The sequence below is a fragment of the Thauera sp. genome (assembly GCF_034003485.1).
GTDB lineage: Bacteria > Pseudomonadota > Gammaproteobacteria > Burkholderiales > Rhodocyclaceae > Thauera.
In genome coordinates, this window is the sequence record NZ_JAVEYL010000007.1 from 73,682 (window position 1) to 93,273 (window position 19,592).

The window sequence follows — 19,592 nt, forward strand, 5'->3', positions numbered from 1 at the left end:
CGAGGCCCACGCCAAACTCGAATAGCCCATCCAGGCCGCTGAGGCGTGTGGAGCGTGGGTGCTCGAGTGGCTCGCATGATCCGCATCGAGGCGCTGTTGCTGTCGGTCGCCCCCTTGGACATGCGCGCCGAGAGACAGATGGTCCTGGAGGATATGTGCATGACATGACGTGGTGTCTTGCAGCGGGCCTTCAGCTCAATATCCGCCCTGCGTAGTGACTTGGGTGAGCGTGCCCGCGTGTGCAGGGGCGCGCGCGGTCTCGGCAAGTCCGCGAATCCTCGCCCAGTTGCGGGCGTCGAAGTCAAAAAGATGGTCGAAATAGCGTTTGGCCGATTCGGCCTCCCAGTGGCCATTTTCCACTTGAGGCCAGTGTTCCAGGTCTTGAATGTCAACAAGGTATGGCGGCCGTAGTTGGGCTGGAATCGACGTGTGGCCGAGCGCTTTCATCGCAGCGAGCCGATGAACCCCGCCACGACAGACGAATCGGAACTCGCTTCCGCGCCGCAATATATAGACGTTGATATCGCCATGGGAGCGATCGTAGCCGAGGCGGCCAAGGGCCCGGTGGACGCGTATGAGCCTGTCCAACTCGACGCGCCCCAGTTCAGTGCTGACGGGGCCGTGAAACTTGAACCCATCGACCTCCAGCCGCAGGTCCGGACAATGGTGCTCCACGTAGTCGGCTGCGTAGTACCGGCGAATCTCTTCGATGGTCTCATTCAGCGAGAGCGTTGACCACGGCGTGAAATGGTAGCCATGCGGTGGCGCTCCGCGGAGCACTGCGGGTGGATGAGTGAAGCCGGCGACGGCCTCGGCCGCGTCGCCTGGTTGCCAAAGGGTGTAGAACTGACGGAGCACGGAGTCGCCGAAGACCGAGATGCTGTCGGCTGCGAACTGCTCTAACGCCGCACTGAATGGATGCCAGCCCGAGGGGCCGAAGCCGAACCCGTTCAGCATCACAATCTGATCAAGCGGGCAGGCGAAAGCGCTCGGGCCCATCGAGCGACTGCGTACCAATGCCGTTAGCGGATGAGCGTGCATGGGCGGTGGCTCGATGGCCTTCTTGCTTGAAGCCGCATGAGGCACGAGTTCGTAGCCGAGACGACGTAGCAGGCGATTCAGAACTCTTGGCAGTATCGAAATCGCACCCGACCGTGAGTTCTGAGATTTAGTGCTCATGGTCACGCTCCTTGTCAGCTTGATGACGCCCGGAGTCCTGCTACTTGAGGGCGTTCAGGAGTTCGTCCTTCAGGCCGCGCTGATGTGCGATCTGAAGAATGGACACATCGTAGGTGGTATTCGTCTCGACGAGCATGACGCCGTCGCGGGTCGCGGCGATGTCCCATCCCAGGGTCAGTAGCTGCGGCAAGCTCTCCTGCGCCCTCAGCGCAAGCGCGGTGAGTTCATTCCAGAACGTCAGGCGATAGCCCTCGATCATCCTATCCGTTTCGGGATGCCGCTGGTACGACATCATGTCAGGCCAGTCCCGTCGGGCGGAGCCCCATGCGGTGCCGAGCGAACCCGACTCAACCGAAATGCCAGCGAGCAAGTTGCCGGATTTCCCCTTGGAGAAATTGTCCACCACGCTGTCGCCGACGGTGATCTTGAGGTCGGCGATGAGCAGCTCGGCCTTGCCTTTGCAAATGTGTGTAACGGCGCGTACTGTCGCCAACCCGTGGGGGGAAACGATTCCATCGAGGGATGGGTGTGAACGCATGCGTGGCTGAACCAGCCAGCCACGTTCGTGCACAAGCCGATTCTTCAGGTGCGCAAAAAGATCATCGACCGAGCCTGAGCAGCCGTCGAATTCGACGGCGGTGCCATCCTTCGACACCACGAAGGCGCCTTCGCCATAGGTGCCATCGATTGGCTTGATGAACAACTCGGTGGGCGCGTCCCGCATGACGGTCCGCCAATGATCGAGCGTGCAGACCCACTCGACGCCCTCGACAGTCGGTCCGGGGCTCTTGGCGACGACGCAGATGACGGGAATGGTAGGCAGGCCGTTCTCGACACAATGCTGGTAGAACTTCAATTTGTTGTTTCCAATGTCGCGAAGATGCTCGGGGTTGAGCGACTTTAGAAATTGCTTGAACTACGGGCCGTCGGTGATATAACTCTTCCAGCGTTCCCGAGGTACACCCGAAAGTCGATAGAGCGAGTAGTGGACAGGGCCAATGCCGTGCAGTAGACGCGCCTCCATGATCCGGAAGGCACTCTTAATGTTGCCGATGGCCGTGCCCTTGCCCTCGGCAGCAATGGCGGTGCGATATTGCTGCAGAACGCGCCGCGCCTCGTTCTTCAAGTATTTTGCTTTTTTCATGGGCCTGTCGATGCTGGTGGTCGGAGAAGGTGACGATGTGGCTGGTGATTCAGCCCCGCAATGTGTCGGCCAATTCGCATAAGCCCCGATAGATGTCTCCCATGCGAGCTTCGCCTGATAGTGTTGCCCACGTGACGTTGCCTTCGATGAGGGTAGGGGTCTCAGGCGTCACGGCGACATCCCAGCCGATGGAACGTAGCGGCATGAACTTCTGGGCCGCGCCAATGGCGAGCTCGCGGACGGCAGGCCAGTCTGGGACCTCGAAACCGATCAACTCGTGCCCCGTGCGCGGATGACGCGTCACCGGCTGCATCTCATAGCGGGCGCTCGAACCGCCGACTGCCGATTCGATCCGACCGTTTTCCGGGTTGAGGATTGCAATGACGTTGCCGGTCTTGCCGAATTCAAAGTTGTCATGCGCGACGTCGCCGCAAATCAGCCGCAGGCGGGCGGCGAGTATGCATACCCTGTTGGCGCGATCGACGACGGTGACGACGCGAACGGTCTGCAGTCCGGTGGTATTCGACAGCGCTGCAAGGGCCGGGTGTCCGCGCACGACGCGCTGGAAGAGCCAGCGCGCGTATGGGGTCCGAGTCATCGTGTCGAGCAGTTTGGGTGCGTCGAATGCCGCGCCATGGGTGTCTCGCCATTGTCCCTCATGACGTTCGAGGCGCATGACGCCTTCGCCGTTAACACCGGCAACCGGCTTCAAAATGAAGCTGTCCGTGTGTGTGCTGCACAAAAAAGTGTCCAGCCCATTGACGTCCTTGATCTGGGGGATGTCGCCGGCACGTTGCGACTGCCCTCGATCGTAAAGCGCGAAGATATCGGGTACGGGCAGTTGGTTTTCGCGGCAGAAGCGGTTGAACTCGATCTTGTCCTCCGTGCGCGCGTGAAGCGCAAGGGGATTGAGGCGGGCCTGAACGGCGAGCAGTTCTTCCTTGCTCACGGCGCGCAACAGATCCGTTTCGGAAAGTGTGGGATCGAGCAGGCGTTGGAAGTGAATCTCGTCTGGCGAAAACTGCCGCCGGCGGTACAGGGCCCAATAGCGCCGCGCGGCGGAGATCGGGTTGGCGCCGTAGCGGCGAACTGTTTCGAGGAAGCGGATGGCTTCCGGACCCAGCTTGCGGATTAGTGCGGACATGGTGCGCTTCCGTGGATTCTGAAAGGGTGGGGTGCCTTCTGGCAGGGCGCCGCGAGGACCAGAAGCCCTTATTTGCGCCGAGTGATCTGGTTGAGCAGTTCGAGATAGCGCTCGACGTGCCTGTTGAGGATCGTCTCCGAACTGAGGTATGCAGGGCGCTGTGCGGCGACGCGCAGTTCGTTTGCGGCGCGTTCATACTCGGCTCGTCCGGTCGGTACGCGAGGGGGAGGGGTCCAGCGATCCGACCAGATTCCCACGGACCGGAGTTGCCGCTTCAGGTGGTTCCTGAGTCTGGATGAAAGCGGGTGATGGCGCTCGATGTCATACAGCGAAGTGACGGGCGTCGGCGTATACGGGAGATCGAGGGTGGACAACCAGTCGCGCCACTTGAAGGCCGATATGTAGTCGTAGCAGGTCACCGGGATCCAGGGGATTCGGAGCGTGTCCGCGGCGATCGCGCCGTGCATCGCTTCGCACAGCAAGGTCTCGCACTTGCTCATTTCAACCAGCACTTTCTCGACATCCCATTCGGCGCTGATGTACTTCAGGCCGAGTTGATCGCAGACCGATTCCCAGTTGAAGTACCGGCTGCTCTGACAATGCGGGATAAAGCCGGCACGGTGGGTCTTGTGCTCTGCGCGAGGTACGGTGACCGCTCGCAGCAGGACCGCCGCGTCCGTGATTGCGAGCGCGGGGTCCAGTCCCAAGACGCGGGCAGTTTCGTAACCACGCACCGCGTGGACGACGAAACGGTCATCGATTTTCGGCGGATCGCCATATCCATACCCGGAGCCGACGATGTGCTTCACTGGCTCTGCAGGGAGACGGTGATTGATTAGTGTGCCGATGCCAACGAAGAGTTCGTGGGCGTCGTCATCGAGGAAGTCGGGTAGCAATTGGCCCCAGAGCCAGGGGTTCAGATCGTCGCCGAAGTTTCCCTTCGGATCCTTGAAGTAATAGAGCTTCATATTTGGGCGCCTGGATGATGAACTGACATGCGGTGCGAGGATGAGTGTGCGGGCCGATTGTCGTCTGCGGCCTATCTCGCGCGTAGCGGCTGGAGGCGCTCCAGCAACAATGACAAAAGCTTACGTTCTGTGCCATTCGGTTTGCCCACGGCATACCAGACGCCCAGCACGGTTATCCCGAATACGAGCGCGCCCAGCGGGACGGCGATAAGGAGCGTCCAGACAGCTTCGAGCGTGCTGGTCGGGAGGCCAAGTGTTCGTATCAGCCATTCAAGCGCGAGCGCCATCAGCGCGGCGCCAAGCACGGGGCGCCAGGTGATCCGAAGTCGGTCGCGGAAGCTCAGGCGCAGCACGCGTGATATCAGGATGACGGCGCAGGGGACGACGATGGCTGAGCCGACAACGTACGACCATGCGGCGGACTCGATCGCATGACCCGAATAGATCAGCCAGCCAAGCAACGGTAGTACCGAGAGCAGTTCGAGCACCATTAGGCTGGTGTTCCAGTATGGCTTTCCGAGTACGTTGAAGATGGCGTTGTTGGTCGTCTGGAATACGCGAAGCGCGCCGTAGAGGCCAAGGATCTGGATCAGGGGGATCGCCTCGAGCCAGTTGAAGCCGAGTAGGGCTTTGACGAAGGGGTCGGCGAGCATGACGATACCTACACCGGCCGGGAGGGTGAGCATGATGATGCTGCCCTGTACGGCCAGGTAGGCCTGCTTCAGCGCATCACGATCGTGGGCCACCTTTGCGTAGCCGGGATAGGCCGCGCGGGCGATCGGAAACATCAACTCGGTGGTCGGCAGGGTGGCGAGTTCGTTCGCGACGCGAAAGACGCCGACGCTGCCGGCGCCGGCGAGTCGGCCTAGGATGAAGTCGGGACCGCGCGTCCTGAAGTAGCCGAGGATCCCCGTGAGGAGCACCCACTTGGAGAAGCCCAGGAGTTCCCGTGTGGCGCTGAAGCTCAGGCGTGGGCGATAGGGATGAACCACGTAGCTGAGGATGACGCCGGCGGTGCGCGATGCGAGGATGCCGCCGACCAGCGCCCAGTAGCTCTTGAACGCGAACGCAAGCGATACCGTGCAGGCAAAGGCGATGAGCTTCTTCGCGAGGAAGAAGTTGAAGTCCTTGCGGAACTTCAGATCCTTGCGGAACAGCATGATGCCGATGTTCTCGAAGCTCTGTACGACGGCGATCGCCGCAAGTACATGGACAATGTCCTCGAGACGCGGCTCTTTGAAGAACTGTGCTGCCGGCGCGGCGAGCAATGCCAGGGCGAGGCCCGATAGGAGTCCGTGGCAGATCGTCAGCGTCCATGCGGTATCGAGCTGCGAGCGCGTTACATCCTGCTTGCGGATGATTGCGTGATCGAAGCCGAACTGTCCGGTCAGTTCGAGAACGGCGAAGATGGCCATGGCCATGGCGACCAGGCCGAAATCTGCCGGGATCAGCAGGCGCGCGAGGATGGTGGTCGAGATGACGCCGATGCTGCGTTCGATGACCTTGAGCGCGATCATCCAGAGCGCCCCGGTAGCGACGCTCTTGCCGATGGCGGTCATTTTGCCCTCCGCGTTTCGCTACCGAGCTTGCCGCGGGACAGCTGCTCCGCCAGGGTGCGTCGCGCCTTCCGCAGCGGCGGCAGGATTGGGGCGATGAGTGACTTGAGATAGAAGCCCACGTAGCCGGGCAATCGACCTGCCTCACGGCTACGCCTGAGCACCTCGCGTGCATCGACGCCGGCACCGCGTACGAGGAGATCGGAAACCCAGCGGCGATAGACTGCCATGCGCTGCGCGTCGAGGAGCTCGTGCTGTTCAGCGTTCAGCCCCGACAGCGACCGCGCCAGCCGGTCGAAGACGCGCAGATTGTCGGCGTAGCCGCGAATCTGCGTGGTCAGGCTGCCATGCCTGAGTTGGGCGCGGGTGAGGGACTGGTGAAGAATCGCATACGAGCGACCTTCGCATAGCCTGAAATACAGGTCGACGTCCTCGCCGAGTGGCAGGCTGGTGTCGAAGCCGCCGACTTCGCGCAAGGCGCTTGCGTCGACGATGACGGTTGGCGTTCCGAGGTAGGGATTGCGAAGCAGTTCCGTCAGGTCGTGGAAGACGCGCACGTGATCGGCCTGAAACGGTGGGCTGGCGTCTGCGGTTGCCTCGGTGGCGTCGCCCGGGCGCTCCCAAATGAAATCGCACGACACCAGCACAAGCCCGGGATGGCGGCGAAACACCTCGACCTGGTTGGCGATCTTGGTCGGGAGCCAGTAGTCGTCCGCATCAAGAAAGGCGACATACGCACCGCGTGCCATTCCAATGCCCGCGTTGCGTGCCGAGGAGGCTCCGCCGTTGGGTTGCGTGACGCTGCGAATGCGGTTTCCGAACGCGGCGATGACATCGGTCGTGCGGTCGGTCGAGCCATCATTTACGACGATGCACTCGATGCCGCTATAGGTCTGAGCGAGTGTGCTCGATATGGCGCGGGCGAGGTAGTGCTCGCAGTTGTAGGCGGGGATGACGACACTCACCAGGGGGGCGGCGTCATTCGATTCCGTTATGAGAGCCATCTTATGGAAAGCCTGGAATGCGGCTATGGCGTTGCGGCAAGCTGTTCATGCCGAACCATGTTGACGCGGGGGGGAGAGTCGGAGCGTCGGCCGCGATCGCTGCGATAAGGAAACGTGCACGTAGGGCGCAGCACCGGCGAAGGTCAGTTGCACGGGGCCAAGGCACACGAAAGTGACGCTGAACAGCTTGCGGATACCGAGGCGCCGATGGGCATGAAGCGAGCCGGGGTTGGACGATTCGATGCGGGAGAAACACCACCGGACTCCTTCGCTGCGCAGTTGTTCGTTGGTGGCGTCCCACAGTCGGACGAAGGTGCGGCCGACCCGAAAGTCGGGGTCGACGAAGACGTCGAAATCCCAGGCGCTCTCCGCGGGGTAGGCGAACTCGTAGCGACAGCGAACCATGTCTTCGTCGTAGCCGCCACGTGCTAGCCAGATGAAACCAGCAAAGCGATCGCCTGATTTCGCGGCAAGGCAGCGGCTGCCGCTGCGGTAACGTTGCGCTACGACTTCTGGGGCGCGAGGAAACTGCTCAGTGAACGGGTCGCCGTGGTCGATCAGCCCAATCGTCGTCTTGTTGGATGGACGAGTTGGGTAGGCGCCGCACTGGACTGGTTGAGCCATGATGTGGTAACGGATAATCCGTGCCCGCCGTCCAGTCAGTTTTGACAGTGTGCGCGCGGTGAGAAAGAAGAGGCCGTCAACCCAGCCTAGTTGTGAAATGTTGGCGACGATGCGTTGATAAGGCATGCCGTTCAGGTCCCTTCCTCGGTGTTTGCGTGCTACCAGTGTCGCGTTCGCGGGCCCGTGCCGCAGAAAAACTCCTTCGCCGGGCCAGTGCTTGAGGCGTCTATAATAGCAACCTCATTTTGACGGTATCGTAGAATCCGTCACTCATTGGGCGTGAAAACACAGTCGGGAGCGAAGATTTGGACACCATGCGAGAAGTTCTGGCCATTCTGGATGAGGTGCTGAGCTTGGGTGGGCGCGCAAACGGCTTCAGTCGTGAGACGGAGCTACTGGGCGTCTTGCCTGAACTGGACTCGATGGCGGTAGTTGGTGTCATCAACATGCTCGAGGAACGGTTTGGATTCACGGTGGAAGACGACGAGATCGATGGATCGTCCTTCGCAACCGTCGGATCTCTGGTGGCCTTCGTCGATGGCAAGCTTGGCTGACGTACCACGTGAGACGTCAGGCTTTTTTCCTTGACGCGCCTGGAGGCGGACGTTTTTGCCTGGTTACATGGCCGGAAGGGCCTCCTGTTGGATGCATCCTGCATGTTCACCCCTTTGCCGAAGAGCTAAATAAGGCGAGGCGTATGGCCGCTCTCGCCGCTCGGGCGTTTGCTGAGCGCGGTTGGGTAGTTCTGCAGATGGACCTTTTTGGTTGTGGTGACAGCGCTGGAGACTTCAGGGATGCTTCATGGGCTGATTGGTTGGATGACCTGTCTCTAGCGTGGGCCTTGCTTGCGACCCTGTGCGCCGCCCCTACAGTGGTTTGGACTGTTCGTGCAGGAAGCCTGCTTGCTGCAGACTGGCTTGCAAGCCATGAGGGACGCTCCCCCGCTTTGCTGATGTGGCAACCCGTGACCAACGGCCGGCAACACCTTACCCAGTTCCTGCGTCTTAAGGCTGCTGGCGAAATGCTCGTTGATGGTGACGCCAAGGTTGCGATGGCAAACATGCGCACCGACTTGGAGTCTGGACGTGCTGTTGAGGTGGCGGGTTACAACTTGTCGCCGCAACTTGCGAGTGGTTTGGATGCGGCTACTCTACGCCTGCCTCCGTCGTACCAAGCTTCCGTGGGGGTTCTCGAGGTATGTGGCGGTGACCGTGTTGAGGCGTCTCCAGCGCTTCGAGTGCTCCAGCAAAAGTGGGGGGAGAGCGGTATCGACGTAGAGCTGGATGTGTTGAGTGGCCCGGCTTTTTGGCAGACGCAGGAGATTGAGACTGTGCCTGCCTTGGCGGACCGGTCCACGGCTTGGCTTGATCGACTCTTGTCATGACCTTGCGCGAATCGGCCTTTCTTTTCGGCTGCGAGGGCGAGGAGCTCGTGGGCCTTATTGCGGTCCCCGCAGATGATGTTGAGATGTCTGCGGTCGGCGTCCTCGTTGTTGTTGGCGGTCCCCAGTACCGCGTCGGAAGTCACCGGCAGTTTGTATTGTTGTCCCGGTTTCTGGCGGAGAAGGGCATTCCCTGTATGCGGTTCGACTATCGCGGAATGGGTGATGCGAGTGGTACTCCGCGAGTCTTTGAGGAAGTGGATGATGATCTCAAAGCGGCAATGGACGAGTTTTTCCGCCAGGTGCCCAGCCTGAAGAAGGTTGTGATATGGGGTTTGTGTGATGGTGCAAGCGCAGCATGCCTTTATGCGCGCCATGAATCGCGTGTCGCTGGCCTGGTGTTGCTCAATCCGTGGGTGAAAACAGACGCTGGCGTGGCGCGAACGTTTCTTAAGCACTATTACCTGCGCCGATTGTTTGATCCGAGCTTCTGGAAAAAACTGTTCTCTGGCCGTGTCTCCATTGGCAAGTCGGCTGGTGAGCTAGTGGGTGCCGCGAAGCTGGCGCGGGGGACGGCACCAGTGGAACCTGAAAACGTCAGTCTCCCCGAAAGAATGGGCGCGGCCCTGTCCAGTGGAGCAGTCCCTTTCGTTTTTTTTCTAAGTCGGCGTGATTTTGTAGCACGGGAGTTCGAGGATGTTGCCGGGCGAGTCCCGACGTGGCAGCAACTCTTGAAGCGAGATTCTTGTTTCGGCATCCAGCACTTTGAGGCTGATCACACCTTTTCGACGACGAAAGCTAAAGCCGACGTTGCGTGCGCCACGCTTGAACAGGTGCAACTTTTCGCGCGTTGGCAGGGAGATCTGCTATGACGGTCAGACGATACGCAATCTTGGGAAGTGTCCTTGCGTTTGCATTGCAGTTGCCTGTGGCGTTCGCACAAGGCCAGGCCGTGTGCGGCAGCCTGAATAACGGCTACGGTCCGTTCGACTATCGGACCCAGAAAGACCGTTTAGAGGTCGTCGAGCGCTTTCATTTCACCCCGGAAGTGGAAACCTTGTCCAAGGGTAAGTCGAGCAGCGCGATCGGAGCGGATATTGCATACACCTTGCGCGCATTTCCCAATCATCATCGCGCGTTGATGGCGATGCTTAAATTGGCGGCGCGGGAAAAGACCTCTACTCCCAAGGGCTCGGACTACACCATGAGTTGCTGGTTTGATCGAGCTGAACGATTTCGTGCAGATGATGCCATGGTGAAGGTTATTCATGGCATTTACCTGATACAGACAGGAAAGTCTGGAGAGGCGCTTGGAAAGCTGGAGGCCGCGCGTGCGTTGGATGGTGGGAGCGCGAACGTTCACTACAATTTGGGGTTGGCATACTTCAACCTTGGGCAATACGAGAAGGCGCTAACCAGTGCCCATGCTGCATATGGTGCGGGATTTCCGCTCCCGGGGCTGCGAGACAAGCTCAAGCGAGCGGGAAGGTGGCGAGAAGGCTCCCCCACCCCGGACGCCGGTGCAGCTGTGGGTCAAGGAAGGGAGGTGGCGCCTGAAGTTGACGCGACTGAGGGTTCGGCGGATGCGCGGTGATGTGCAAGCGGATCTGATGGGCTTGATCTGAATGTCACAGGAAGCTCGCGACGAATTGGCCGGAGGGCCGTTGAGCAAGTGCGCTGACGAGGCGTGCGTGCCGATTAGTGCAGCCGGAAGGTCCTCGCACTGGCAGGCCTCCTTGTTGAGGCAGGGCGATAGGGGAATTGAACAGCTGGACGACGAAGTTGTCGATCACAATGTCGACTGGCTACTGGCTCAATGCGACCAAGCGCATAAGGCGGTTCTGGTGCTTCGCGATGATTCAGGGAGGGTCGTTCCGCTATTTGTTCATGATGGTCAGGTGGATATCGGCTTTGGAAGCACCGCAGTCTGTGCGGTAAAGATTCGCCGCCATGTACTTGTAGGTAATTTCCCCGAGAGTCCACCGGTCGACTGGTCCGCCGCTATGAACGCGCTTGCCGAAATGATGCCGTCGAATGGGGCGGTTTTTCTACTTGGAGTGGTGCGTGATGAGGGCTTGGGGCAAGCGCTGGCGAGTGGTGCATTGAAGCGTTCGTTCTTCGTTTGTGAGCATGGTGCAGAGTATGCGCGCCGCCTTTGTGTTCTTGGAAACAGCCTTGATGAATATCTCGCGAGCTTGCCTGCGAAAAGCCGACAGGATCTGCGGCGTAGTATTCGGCGATTCGAGTCCAATTTCGCGGGGCGCTTCGAATTTTCAACGTCTTGCAGTACCGCTGAAGTAACTGATTTTCTGAATCGGGTTGAGGCGGTATCGAAACGGACTTATCAGGCACGCCAACATGGCCTAGGAATCGTTGCTGATAGCTATATTGGAAACAAAGTCATCGAGGGGGCTCTACGTGGCTACGCGCGCTGCTATCTACTTACAGTGGACGGTCAGCCTGTTGCGTGGAGGATCGGCTTTCTTTTTAATGAGGTTTATTCGAGCCATCACGTAGGCTATGACCCGGACTTTGAGAAATGGCATCCCGGGGTCGTGTTGCACCTTCACTCTGTGCGTGACCTGAGTGAAAATTTTATGGGCGTTCACACGCTTGATATGCTTTACGGTGATAACGATTTCAAGCGCAAGGCTAGCAATCTCTCACGCATTGAGCGGAACTATTACCTTTTTCCTCGAACTCCACGTGGCTGGGCGACCAGTTTCGCTTTGAGGTCGTTCAACGGACTGTCGGGGCTGATTGGGTGGGTGTTGGACCGTGCGGGGGTTAAGGTTGCAATTAGGCGTTGGCTTAGACGCGCTTGAATTGCGTGATTTGCATACCAGACTGCTCGCAGCCAGGGGCTGCGATTAGGCGGCCCGACGTGGTAGAGATGATGCGCCCGCAGGTAGTCCAGCCGGCTTTCCGAAATGATGATAGTGAGGCATGGTTTGTCGCGCGGATATGCGCCAAGCAGCGGTGTAATCCTTTTCTTGCCAAGTCTTCACAAGCGAGGCTAATCAGTTTTCCCGCCAGGCCGTGCCCGCGATAGGCATCTCGTGTGTACAGGTAGTTGAGAAAAGCCGTCCCGCTTTCGAAGCGCAGGATAAGATCGATCGGGGAGTCGACGACGACTTCGCTCTGACGGATGTTGAGCTGGCAGGCAAGCTTCTCGCCGTCCATGAGAAGGTAGATACGGGCGTTCTGCTCAAACAAATCGCGGCAGGAAAAACCTGATTGCTCATTCAGTTGAATTTCAATGTTCTTAGGGAGCTTCTTAAGGTCAGCTTCACTCTCGAGAACGAAAAATTCCAATGGGAGGGCTACCTGAGTGCTTGTCGAAGAATTGAGGTATGTGGCGTAGACGAAGTGAAACTGTACTCCCGTAAGCCTACGAATGGCCCAGTATGTCCCCGCAGAGACATAGGATCGGTTCGTCAGGTTTCTTACAAGGCGATGGATGTGGGCGGTGATCATTGTTCTCTATCGTATCGACCGCGCAGTCTAGGCTTTGTGTCGTAGCCATTTCTTTATACGGCTTTTGAGACCTATCCTGTCGAGGCCTTCACCCATGATCGTTGATGCTCTATCGACACCCCGGTGAACTCGGGCCTTCAGGTGGGTGGATAGATTGGGTTGTAGGAGCAGTTCTAGGCTACAGGGAATCTGATGGGTGCTGAAGAAGCGCTTGTGTTCTGATTCGCCCTCGGTGAAATCGAAAGCGGTAAACCTTCCCTCTGCAAAGAGTTTTTCGAGTGCCAGCCACTGGAGCACTGTGCCCGGGGAAAGCTTCGAGAACTCGGGTATATACCCGAGAAACGCATATTCGAGGACATCCTCGCGGATCGGGCAATACAAATAAGACACTGCTCGGTCGCCGGAAAAGAGCAGGAAAGCCCGTATTTCATCGCGGCCCGCTGCCGCTATTGCCTCCTCCATAAACGGCCGATCTGTGGGTAGGCCACAGTCGAGTAGGCGTTCTTGATAACTGTCTGCAGAAACCGGTCGAGCGAGTTCGAAGAATTCCTTAACTTCGCTAGGTGTCTTGTAGCATCTGAAATCTAGTGCACCTACGTGCTCCGCAAATTTGCGTACCTTGCGGTTAATCCCCGATCGCGTCTTGCTCGAAAACTTGGCCTGATAGCGGTTGAAATCACCCGACATGTCGATGTAGCAGCGGAGGTAAGCCTTCAGGCAGTAACTTATGAAATGCTCTTGGCGACTAATGGAGCCTGTAATCCCCTCTTGAGGGATATTGGCGAGGAGATAGCCCTCTAGAGAGCGAGGAAGCGCCGGTAACGCGGGGAAACTATTGAAATTGCGGATGTCGTTCAACGAGTAGACTTTTCGCAGTACATGGAGGCGGCTTTGGCCGAGCGTGATCTCGCCGAGTCGGTACTTGAGCTCGTACTCGAACGGATGCCATTGGGCTGTATTCATTAGGGTCAGTTCAGGCGTCTAAGTGCTTGCTCGGCGAAGCGAACGAAAGTCGATAGTCTGCTGGCCCGTGGAAGGGGAAGCCCCCGCGGCGCAGGGCGTTCGGTGAGATCATTGAAGCCAGCGGTTGGAAGGGAGTCTTTCTGATTAGCGAGGAATCTGCAGAGGGCTTCAAATCGCCTGACGACGATTGTGTCGGGCTTTACCTTGTCGGGAACCAATAGCTCGAAATTGTGAGACAAGGCGATGAATGACGTCCAGCCATCGGACTTTGAGCACTCGATTGCTTCGATGAGCTCACCCGTGCCGCATGCCCCGATCTGTGCGTGGCGGAGACGTCCGAAGCCATCGCGGAAGATCGTCATGGGATAGACGTCTAGTTCATTGACAGTGAAAGGTTCGCATAGACCGGCAGATACTGGTTGGGCACGGCCCGGCGTCGACACTGGGAGGGTACGGTTTATGCTGCTGTCGAAGCGTAATCGGTTTGCCGCGATGGCGGAGAAGGTGTCTTCATTGCACGCAAAGCTTCCTGATCGGAAGGCCGAAGGTGGTTCTGCGCCGACCTCACGCAGCAGGCGCAGCCCGTGCCTGATCAAGGCTTCTTGCTCGTCCCTCGTGTAGTAGGACAAGTGCTGGCGTTTGGTGGCCACGTTCGGCAGTAGTGGCGTCGTTGCCTCGTCCGTCCATTCTGGATGCAGATGGAGCTGGATCTCGTGGCCGCCCTGCTTGATGAGGTCGACAATTGTGGCCAGCGGTTCGAGGCCGAAGCGGGCGGCAAACAGCGGCTCGACGAAAAAGACACCGTGGAGACCGTGGCGATCGAGAACTTCCAGCGTCTTTGGAAGAGCAAAGTCGCCCTCTTTGGAGCGCCCGAACACGTAGCGTTCGAAGCTCGACGCAAAATCTTTGTCCAGGGTCGTCCAGCTGTTGCACCAGACCTCAATGTCGAAGGTGAGGAGTACGTTCACTCAGGCGCCTCTTGTGCCTATGTTGCTGCAATAAAGCGTAAGAGGGGCTGATTCCTCAAGTTGCTGGATCAGCCCGCGACCGCCCCCAGTAACAAAGCCAGTCGCTCACGATGAAATGCGTCGTGGTTTTATAGCTTGGCTGGGTCAGCTCGCACTTAGGTCAGGATTCGCTTGGGGGCCAGGCCACGAAGGTTAAGGCCGAAGGATGACAGGGACAAGGGGCAGATGTCACGCATTTGGGCATTATCGGGGAGAGGAGTGTGCCGTAGCGGGTCCATGGAAGGGAGTCTGCTTCTTTATTGCTCAGCGACAGACGCTCCTGAGCAGTGGTTGCGCCCGATGCTGAAATAGGCCCAACCGTCCTCGTTCAGACGTGCAGGGCTGTATATATTGCGTCCGTCGATGATCACCTTGTTGAGAAGCAGCCTCTCCATCTCATCAAAGTCTGGCGCTCGGAACTGCTGCCATTCGGTGCAGATCGCCAGTGCGTGGGCGCCTTCGAGCACGTTGTACTTGTTGCTCGCCAGCGCCAGGTCTTCGCGCCGGCCATAGATCCGGCGCATCTCGCCCATCGCCACCGGATCATAGGCCTGCACCTTGGCGCCTGCCGCCCACAGCGCCTCGATGAGCGTGCGGCTGGGCGCCTCGCGCATGTCGTCGGTGTTGGGCTTGAAGGCCAGGCCCCAGACGGCGATGGTCTTTCCCTTCAGCGAGGCGGCGCCGCCGAAGTGCTTGGTGAGCTTGGTGAACAGGGTGGTTTTCTGGCGGTTGTTGACCGCCTCGACGGCCTTGAGCAGCGGGGCGTCGTAGCCGATCTGGTCGGCGGTGCGGCCCAGGGCCTGGACGTCTTTGGGGAAGCAGCTGCCGCCGTAGCCGCAGCCGGGGTAGATGAAGTGGTAGCCGATGCGCGGATCGGCGCCGATGCCCTTGCGCACTTCCTCGATGTCAGCGCCGAGGAGCTCGGCCATGTTGGCGAGCTCGTTCATGAAGCTGATCTTGGTGGCGAGCATGGCGTTGGCAGCGTACTTGGTGAGCTCGGCGCTCTTCACGTCCATGAACTGGGTGCGTTCGTGGTTGCGGTTGAAGGGCTCGTAGAGCTCGCGCATGCGTTCCTGCGCGCGGGCCGAACGCGTGCCGATGATGATGCGGTCGGGCTTGAGGAAGTCGCCCACGGCGGCACCTTCCTTGAGGAATTCGGGGTTGGAGACGACATCGAAGGGGATCGCTTCGCCGCGCTCGGCGAGGATCTGCTCGACCTTGGCCTGGACATTGTCGGCGGTGCCGACCGGGACGGTGGATTTGTTGACGATGACGCGGTAGCGCGGCATGTGGCGGGCGATGGCCTCCGCGACCGCGAGCACGTACTGGAGGTCGGCGGAGCGGTCTTCGTCGGGCGGCGTGCCGACGGCGATGAACTGCACGTCGGCGTGCTTGACGGCTTCTTCCACATCGGTGGTGAAGCGCAGTCGGCCTTCGGCGACGTTACGGGTGACGATGGGTTCGAGGCCCGGTTCCCAGATCGGGATGATGCTGGCCTTGAGCCTGTCGATCTTGCCTTGGTCGACGTCCATGCAGACCACAGTGTGGCCGACTTCCGCCAGGCAGGCGCCGGTGACGAGGCCGACGTAGCCGGTGCCGAAGATGGTGAGTTTCATCGCTGGTTCCCGCTGATGGTAAGGGCGGTGCATCTGCACGAGGCATTGATGCGATGCGGCAAACCTAGCGGGTCTCGATGACAACTTTAGTAGGCTGACGTCGCGATTGGGGGGAGATGGGGCGGGCGAGGGAGGCAGGGGCGATTAAGGTGCTGCATTCGCGGGCAAGCCCGCTCCCACAGACACTTGTTCCTACGGGGGGTGGTTAGAGCATCTTGATGATGAGCCGCTTGCCGCATGCGTGGGCGAACTGGCCCGGCGCGGCGTTATCTTGTCAGTCCCGTTTCAGGGCGCGGTAGAAGTTTTTGTGTGGCCCAACGGCCTTGAGGTAGACCAGGCGCGCCTCCCCCGAAACCGTGTAGCCGAGGAGGTACAAGTCGGGTGTGGCGTGCTCGAGGCTGGGGGCGCCGTTCGGTTTGCTGAGCCACTTGAGGACACGGCGGTTCGAGGTTTGTTTGACGGTGCCGATGGTCATGGAGTACGCAGACGTGCTCGGTCGGCCCGGGATTGTGCCTCTCCTCGTTTTCGCCGGCTGGCGGTCGTGACTCCGGCAGAGTTTTTGGCACATCTTGAAAAGGAACTGCGATGAGTACCCTCAGTGTTCGTCTGCCGGATTCAATCCGCTTGGGTTTGCCTGGGGGAAACCGTGTCGGGATTTTTTACACCAGGCTGCTGCCCGAGGCGTGCGAGGCCCGTCCGCGTTGTGCGCCAGTTACCAAAATGCATGATTACATGCATGTTGTTGGCGTGGCTTGACGCGTGAGAACGATTCTTGCTTAGTGACACCGATGCAAATTTAAAGGGGCGTGTTCATGCGCGCTGAAAACAGGGCCCAGCAGATGGACCAGCGTGTGCGGGTACGGTTGCGCCGTCTGATCGATCTGTGCGTGGATGGGGTTTCGCGCGGTGTCATGCCCATGCAGCGGGCGGCCCAGACGATGGAGTCTGCTGGGGCGCCGTTCGAGGTTGTGTGCCGGGTGCTGATGCCGTTCAAGAACGGCACGGCGACACCGGCCGACGGCTCGGCAGTGGCTCACCCGAGCGTGCAACACTGGAAAGACGTTGCGGCGCGCTAGCCAGGAGGCTGCGCCCGCCACCTGATCGTTCCTTCGGTCAGATCAGCACTTCCACAACACCCGGATGACCCAGAAAGCGCTGCGGGCTGGCCGTAGCCCCATAGGCGCCGGACTGGTAGATCGCCACCAGGTCGCCCGGCTCGGCGGCGGGCAGGGTCATGCGGTCGGCGAGGAGGTCGAGCGGGGTGCACAGCGGGCCGACGACCGAGACCGTTTCCATTGCGCTGGTGTCCATGCGGTTGGCGATGGCGGCCGGGTAGTTCTTGCGAATGACCTGGCCGAAGTTGCCCGATGCCGACAGGTGGTGGTGCAGGCCGCCATCGGTGACCAGGTAGGTGAGCCCGCGCGAGACTTTCTTGTCGAGCACCTTGGCCACGTACAGCCCCGCTTCGCCGACGAAATAGCGGCCGAGCTCGATGACGATCTCGGCCTGGGGTAGCGCGGCCTTGGCCTGTTCGACGATGTCGGCGAGGTTGGCGCCGATGGGGGCGAGGTCGAGCGGCTGTTCGCCCGGGAAATAGGGGATGCCGAAGCCGCCACCGAGGTTGAGGAACTTGACCGGCGCGGGCGCGTGTTCGGCCAGCCGGCAGGCAAGGGCGAAGCTCTTTTGCTGGGCCTCGACGATCGATTCGGGCTTGAGGTTCTGCGAGCCCGCGAAGAGGTGAAAGCCCTCGAACGCGAGCCCGGCGCGGCCGACCTCGGCGAGCAACTCGGGCACCTGTTCGGCATCGACACCAAACTGCTTGGGCCCGCCGCCCATCTTCATGCCCGAGGACTTGAGCTCGAAATCCGGATTGACGCGCACCGCCACCCGCGCCGGCAGCCCGAGCGTCTGCTGCGCCGCAGCCAGGATCGGCACCTCGCGGAAGGATTCGACGTTGATCAGGATCCCGGCGGCCACCGCCTGGTGCAGCTCGGCCTCGGTCTTACCGGGGCCGGCGAAGCTGACTTCCTGCGGATCGGCGCCCGCGTCCAGTGCGACCAGCAGCTCGCCCGCCGAGGCTACGTCGATGCCATCGACCAGGCGCGCCATGTGGCACACCAGAGCCGGCATCGGGTTGGCCTTCATCGCGTAGTGCAGCTTGATCTCCTTTGGCAGCGCGGCCCGTAACTGTGCGACGCGCGCGTCGAGCAGGCTGCGGTCATACGCATAGAAGGGCGTGTGCCCCACCCGCGCCGCAATGCGGCTGATCGGCTGGCCATTGACGAGCAGCTCGCCGCCTTCGCTGCGAAACTGCGACATCGGGGTGTGGATGGGGGGCTGGCGGGTCTCGGTCATGGCGGGCTCGGAGGGTTTGCGGGTCGGGCGGGATTGTACCGGCTACACCGCTTACGTCGTGCGGCGTCCGCTGCGGCGGGCGGGCTGGCGGCTGCCGCGGATGACGCTGGCGATCATGGTGGCGATGAACACGGCGAGCGTGGCGGCGTTCGCGAGTGCGCCCCATTGGCGCAGCGCGAGATGGTCGGCCAGGCCGCCGAACACGCGCAGCGCGAGCGACAGGTGGAGCAGGGCCAGGGGCACGTAGAAGAAGGGGTGATACGGGATCTTCACCTTGAGCACGGCCGGGAAGATGATGGCGGCGTGACCGAACACCATTGCGAACACGAAACCGAGGGCGACTGCGTGCATCGCGGTGTCGTGCAGCGGGCTGGCCGGACTGAAGCCGCCCGCGAGCCCGGCGAGCGCGCCGGCACCGAGCCAGACATAACCGGTGAGCAGGCAGATGCCGATGAAGCGGGTGAGACCGTGCTGGCCGGCGGTGTGGCGGGCGATGTCGAAGGCGAGCAGCCAGACGGCGAGGGCGAGCAGCCCTGCGGCGAAGATCACCAGGCCGAGCGTTTCGGCGAAGGGCGCGAGCAGCGCGCCGGCGAGGATCACACTGCTTATGGCGACGAAGCTTGGGGCTGCTGCGGGCCGTGCGGGCAAAAAGCGGGTGAGCTCCAGCCGTTCGCCGGCAATGGTCAGCACGAGGAAGGCGAGCCAGAAGGGGATCGCGGCGTGCAGGTTGCCGGTGCCGATCCAGACCAGGTTGCCCGCAAGCCAGCAGCCCGCACCCACCGCGAGCATGACGGTGAAGAGTGCCATCTGCTTCCTGGTGACGACGAGGCTGCCGCCCAGCAACACGGCGGACGCGAGCACGAACAGGCTCTGCGCCACCCCGAGCGGCCCACCGAGCAGCAACAGCACGCCGCCGCCGCCCGCGAGTGCCGGCCCGAGGAAGGGCCACAGGCCGCCGAGGGCAACCGCGCGCTCCAGGCTGATCACCGTGCCGAAGAACGCGCAGATCATCAGCGCGGCGTGAGTGCCGGCCTGCATGGCACCGAAGTCCGGCACGCTCACGCCCACGCGCGCGAGCCCGGCGAGCACGCCGGTGACGAGCGAGGCGAGCCCGAGCACCAGCAGCGGCACGCGGGCGAGCGGGGGCAGGGTGTTCATCGCCAGCCGCCGCGGC

Annotated in this window: 20 protein-coding genes and 1 pseudogene; 6 read left to right on the top strand and 15 right to left on the bottom strand. The window is 60.7% G+C overall.

Annotated elements, in window-relative coordinates:
• Positions 1-195 precede the first annotated feature (195 nt).
• From RBT54_RS05480 to RBT54_RS05515, 8 genes and pseudogenes are all read right to left on the bottom strand, one after another.
• Complete coding sequence (locus RBT54_RS05480) at positions 196-1,179, bottom strand: hypothetical protein (RefSeq protein ID WP_320364937.1); 984 nt, start codon at positions 1,177-1,179, stop codon at positions 196-198.
• 40 nt (positions 1,180-1,219) lie between these two features.
• Positions 1,220-2,077, bottom strand: a pseudogene (locus RBT54_RS05485) (sugar-transfer associated ATP-grasp domain-containing protein); the annotation flags it as partial.
• A gap of 18 nt (positions 2,078-2,095) precedes the next feature.
• Positions 2,096-2,323: a hypothetical protein gene (locus RBT54_RS05490; protein ID WP_320364940.1), complete on the bottom strand. Its 228-nt coding sequence runs from the start codon at positions 2,321-2,323 to the stop codon at positions 2,096-2,098.
• Between the two features lie 49 nt (positions 2,324-2,372).
• Complete coding sequence (locus RBT54_RS05495) at positions 2,373-3,467, bottom strand: sugar-transfer associated ATP-grasp domain-containing protein (RefSeq protein WP_320364942.1); 1,095 nt, start codon at positions 3,465-3,467, stop codon at positions 2,373-2,375.
• Positions 3,468-3,535: 68 nt separating this feature from the next.
• On the bottom strand, positions 3,536-4,435 hold the full coding sequence (locus tag RBT54_RS05500) for a polysaccharide pyruvyl transferase family protein (protein ID WP_320364944.1): 900 nt from the start codon (positions 4,433-4,435) through the stop codon (positions 3,536-3,538).
• A gap of 71 nt (positions 4,436-4,506) precedes the next feature.
• Entirely contained in the window at positions 4,507-5,994 is a 1,488-nt protein-coding gene (locus RBT54_RS05505) for a lipopolysaccharide biosynthesis protein (RefSeq protein ID WP_320364946.1), read from the bottom strand.
• Positions 5,991-6,995, bottom strand: a complete 1,005-nt coding sequence (locus tag RBT54_RS05510) for a glycosyltransferase family A protein (RefSeq protein ID WP_320364948.1) — start codon at positions 6,993-6,995, stop codon at positions 5,991-5,993. The genes RBT54_RS05505 and RBT54_RS05510 overlap by 4 nt, the downstream gene beginning before the upstream one ends.
• Positions 6,996-7,040: 45 nt before the next feature.
• Positions 7,041-7,745 carry a GNAT family N-acetyltransferase gene (locus RBT54_RS05515; RefSeq protein WP_320364950.1) on the bottom strand — a complete coding sequence of 235 codons (705 nt, stop codon included), beginning with the start codon at positions 7,743-7,745 and terminating at the stop codon, positions 7,041-7,043.
• Between the two features lie 179 nt (positions 7,746-7,924).
• Between RBT54_RS05515 and RBT54_RS05520 the strand changes: the two genes are divergently transcribed.
• Genes RBT54_RS05520 through RBT54_RS05540 form a run of 5 tightly spaced genes read left to right on the top strand, consistent with a single transcriptional unit; the run spans position 7,925 to position 11,825 of the window.
• Positions 7,925-8,173: an acyl carrier protein gene (locus RBT54_RS05520; RefSeq protein ID WP_320364953.1), complete on the top strand. Its 249-nt coding sequence runs from the start codon at positions 7,925-7,927 to the stop codon at positions 8,171-8,173.
• 8 nt (positions 8,174-8,181) lie between these two features.
• Positions 8,182-9,003 carry a hydrolase 2, exosortase A system-associated gene (locus RBT54_RS05525; protein WP_320364956.1) on the top strand — a complete coding sequence of 274 codons (822 nt, stop codon included), beginning with the start codon at positions 8,182-8,184 and terminating at the stop codon, positions 9,001-9,003.
• Positions 9,000-9,872 carry a hydrolase 1, exosortase A system-associated gene (locus RBT54_RS05530; RefSeq protein WP_320364958.1) on the top strand — a complete coding sequence of 291 codons (873 nt, stop codon included), beginning with the start codon at positions 9,000-9,002 and terminating at the stop codon, positions 9,870-9,872. The genes RBT54_RS05525 and RBT54_RS05530 overlap by 4 nt, the downstream gene beginning before the upstream one ends.
• On the top strand, positions 9,869-10,594 hold the full coding sequence (locus tag RBT54_RS05535) for a tetratricopeptide repeat protein (protein ID WP_320364960.1): 726 nt from the start codon (positions 9,869-9,871) through the stop codon (positions 10,592-10,594). Before RBT54_RS05530 ends, RBT54_RS05535 begins: the two co-directional genes overlap by 4 nt.
• A 31-nt stretch (positions 10,595-10,625) precedes the next feature.
• Positions 10,626-11,825: a GNAT family N-acetyltransferase gene (locus RBT54_RS05540; RefSeq protein ID WP_320364962.1), complete on the top strand. Its 1,200-nt coding sequence runs from the start codon at positions 10,626-10,628 to the stop codon at positions 11,823-11,825.
• Here RBT54_RS05540 and RBT54_RS05545 read toward each other — a convergent pair.
• The 5 genes from RBT54_RS05545 to RBT54_RS05565 all read right to left on the bottom strand — a co-directional run bounded on the left by RBT54_RS05545 (position 11,812) and on the right by RBT54_RS05565 (position 16,538).
• Positions 11,812-12,477 (bottom strand): GNAT family N-acetyltransferase, encoded by a 666-nt coding sequence (locus tag RBT54_RS05545; RefSeq protein WP_320364964.1) that lies wholly within the window; start codon positions 12,475-12,477, stop codon positions 11,812-11,814. The two genes, RBT54_RS05540 and RBT54_RS05545, sit on opposite strands and share 14 nt — an antisense overlap.
• Positions 12,478-12,504: 27 nt before the next feature.
• Positions 12,505-13,440, bottom strand: coding sequence for a GNAT family N-acetyltransferase (locus tag RBT54_RS05550; RefSeq protein WP_320364966.1), 936 nt, complete (start codon positions 13,438-13,440; stop codon positions 12,505-12,507).
• A gap of 5 nt (positions 13,441-13,445) precedes the next feature.
• Entirely contained in the window at positions 13,446-14,408 is a 963-nt protein-coding gene (locus RBT54_RS05555) for a hypothetical protein (RefSeq protein WP_320364968.1), read from the bottom strand.
• Positions 14,409-14,704: 296 nt separating this feature from the next.
• Positions 14,705-16,063, bottom strand: a complete 1,359-nt coding sequence (locus RBT54_RS05560; RefSeq protein ID WP_320364970.1) for a UDP-glucose/GDP-mannose dehydrogenase family protein — start codon at positions 16,061-16,063, stop codon at positions 14,705-14,707.
• Between the two features lie 274 nt (positions 16,064-16,337).
• A complete protein-coding gene (locus tag RBT54_RS05565) occupies positions 16,338-16,538 on the bottom strand; it encodes a type II toxin-antitoxin system RelE/ParE family toxin (RefSeq protein WP_320364972.1) in 201 nt (66 codons plus the stop codon).
• A 337-nt stretch (positions 16,539-16,875) separates the two neighbouring features.
• Here RBT54_RS05565 and RBT54_RS05570 point away from each other — a divergent pair, with 337 nt between their 5' ends.
• Entirely contained in the window at positions 16,876-17,139 is a 264-nt protein-coding gene (locus RBT54_RS05570; RefSeq protein WP_320364974.1) for a hypothetical protein, read from the top strand.
• 37 nt (positions 17,140-17,176) lie between these two features.
• On the opposite strand, the gene RBT54_RS05575 is transcribed toward RBT54_RS05570, so the two are convergent.
• Positions 17,177-18,418 (bottom strand): pyridoxal-dependent decarboxylase, exosortase A system-associated, encoded by a 1,242-nt coding sequence (locus tag RBT54_RS05575; protein ID WP_320364977.1) that lies wholly within the window; start codon positions 18,416-18,418, stop codon positions 17,177-17,179.
• A gap of 51 nt (positions 18,419-18,469) precedes the next feature.
• Positions 18,470-19,576 (bottom strand): hypothetical protein, encoded by a 1,107-nt coding sequence (locus RBT54_RS05580; RefSeq protein WP_320364979.1) that lies wholly within the window; start codon positions 19,574-19,576, stop codon positions 18,470-18,472.
• Positions 19,577-19,592: the final 16 nt, after the last annotated feature.

What these genes read in the sequence shown, in the direction of transcription:
- RBT54_RS05480 (WP_320364937.1), bottom strand. Translation starts at nt 1,179, where the DNA reads ATGAGCACTAAATCTCAGAACTCACGGTCGGGTGCGATTTCGATACTG.
- RBT54_RS05490 (WP_320364940.1), bottom strand. Translation starts at nt 2,323, where the DNA reads ATGAAAAAAGCAAAATACTTGAAGAACGAGGCGCGGCGCGTTCTGCAG.
- RBT54_RS05495 (WP_320364942.1), bottom strand. Translation starts at nt 3,467, where the DNA reads ATGTCCGCACTAATCCGCAAGCTGGGTCCGGAAGCCATCCGCTTCCTC.
- RBT54_RS05500 (WP_320364944.1), bottom strand. Translation starts at nt 4,435, where the DNA reads ATGAAGCTCTATTACTTCAAGGATCCGAAGGGAAACTTCGGCGACGAT.
- RBT54_RS05505 (WP_320364946.1), bottom strand. Translation starts at nt 5,994, where the DNA reads ATGACCGCCATCGGCAAGAGCGTCGCTACCGGGGCGCTCTGGATGATC.
- RBT54_RS05510 (WP_320364948.1), bottom strand. Translation starts at nt 6,995, where the DNA reads ATGGCTCTCATAACGGAATCGAATGACGCCGCCCCCCTGGTGAGTGTC.
- RBT54_RS05515 (WP_320364950.1), bottom strand. Translation starts at nt 7,745, where the DNA reads ATGCCTTATCAACGCATCGTCGCCAACATTTCACAACTAGGCTGGGTT.
- RBT54_RS05530 (WP_320364958.1), top strand. Translation starts at nt 9,000, where the DNA reads ATGACCTTGCGCGAATCGGCCTTTCTTTTCGGCTGCGAGGGCGAGGAG.
- RBT54_RS05535 (WP_320364960.1), top strand. Translation starts at nt 9,869, where the DNA reads ATGACGGTCAGACGATACGCAATCTTGGGAAGTGTCCTTGCGTTTGCA.
- RBT54_RS05540 (WP_320364962.1), top strand. Translation starts at nt 10,626, where the DNA reads ATGTCACAGGAAGCTCGCGACGAATTGGCCGGAGGGCCGTTGAGCAAG.
- RBT54_RS05545 (WP_320364964.1), bottom strand. Translation starts at nt 12,477, where the DNA reads ATGATCACCGCCCACATCCATCGCCTTGTAAGAAACCTGACGAACCGA.
- RBT54_RS05550 (WP_320364966.1), bottom strand. Translation starts at nt 13,440, where the DNA reads ATGAATACAGCCCAATGGCATCCGTTCGAGTACGAGCTCAAGTACCGA.
- RBT54_RS05560 (WP_320364970.1), bottom strand. Translation starts at nt 16,063, where the DNA reads ATGAAACTCACCATCTTCGGCACCGGCTACGTCGGCCTCGTCACCGGC.
- RBT54_RS05565 (WP_320364972.1), bottom strand. Translation starts at nt 16,538, where the DNA reads ATGACCATCGGCACCGTCAAACAAACCTCGAACCGCCGTGTCCTCAAG.
- RBT54_RS05570 (WP_320364974.1), top strand. Translation starts at nt 16,876, where the DNA reads ATGCGCGCTGAAAACAGGGCCCAGCAGATGGACCAGCGTGTGCGGGTA.
- RBT54_RS05575 (WP_320364977.1), bottom strand. Translation starts at nt 18,418, where the DNA reads ATGACCGAGACCCGCCAGCCCCCCATCCACACCCCGATGTCGCAGTTT.
- RBT54_RS05580 (WP_320364979.1), bottom strand. Translation starts at nt 19,576, where the DNA reads ATGAACACCCTGCCCCCGCTCGCCCGCGTGCCGCTGCTGGTGCTCGGG.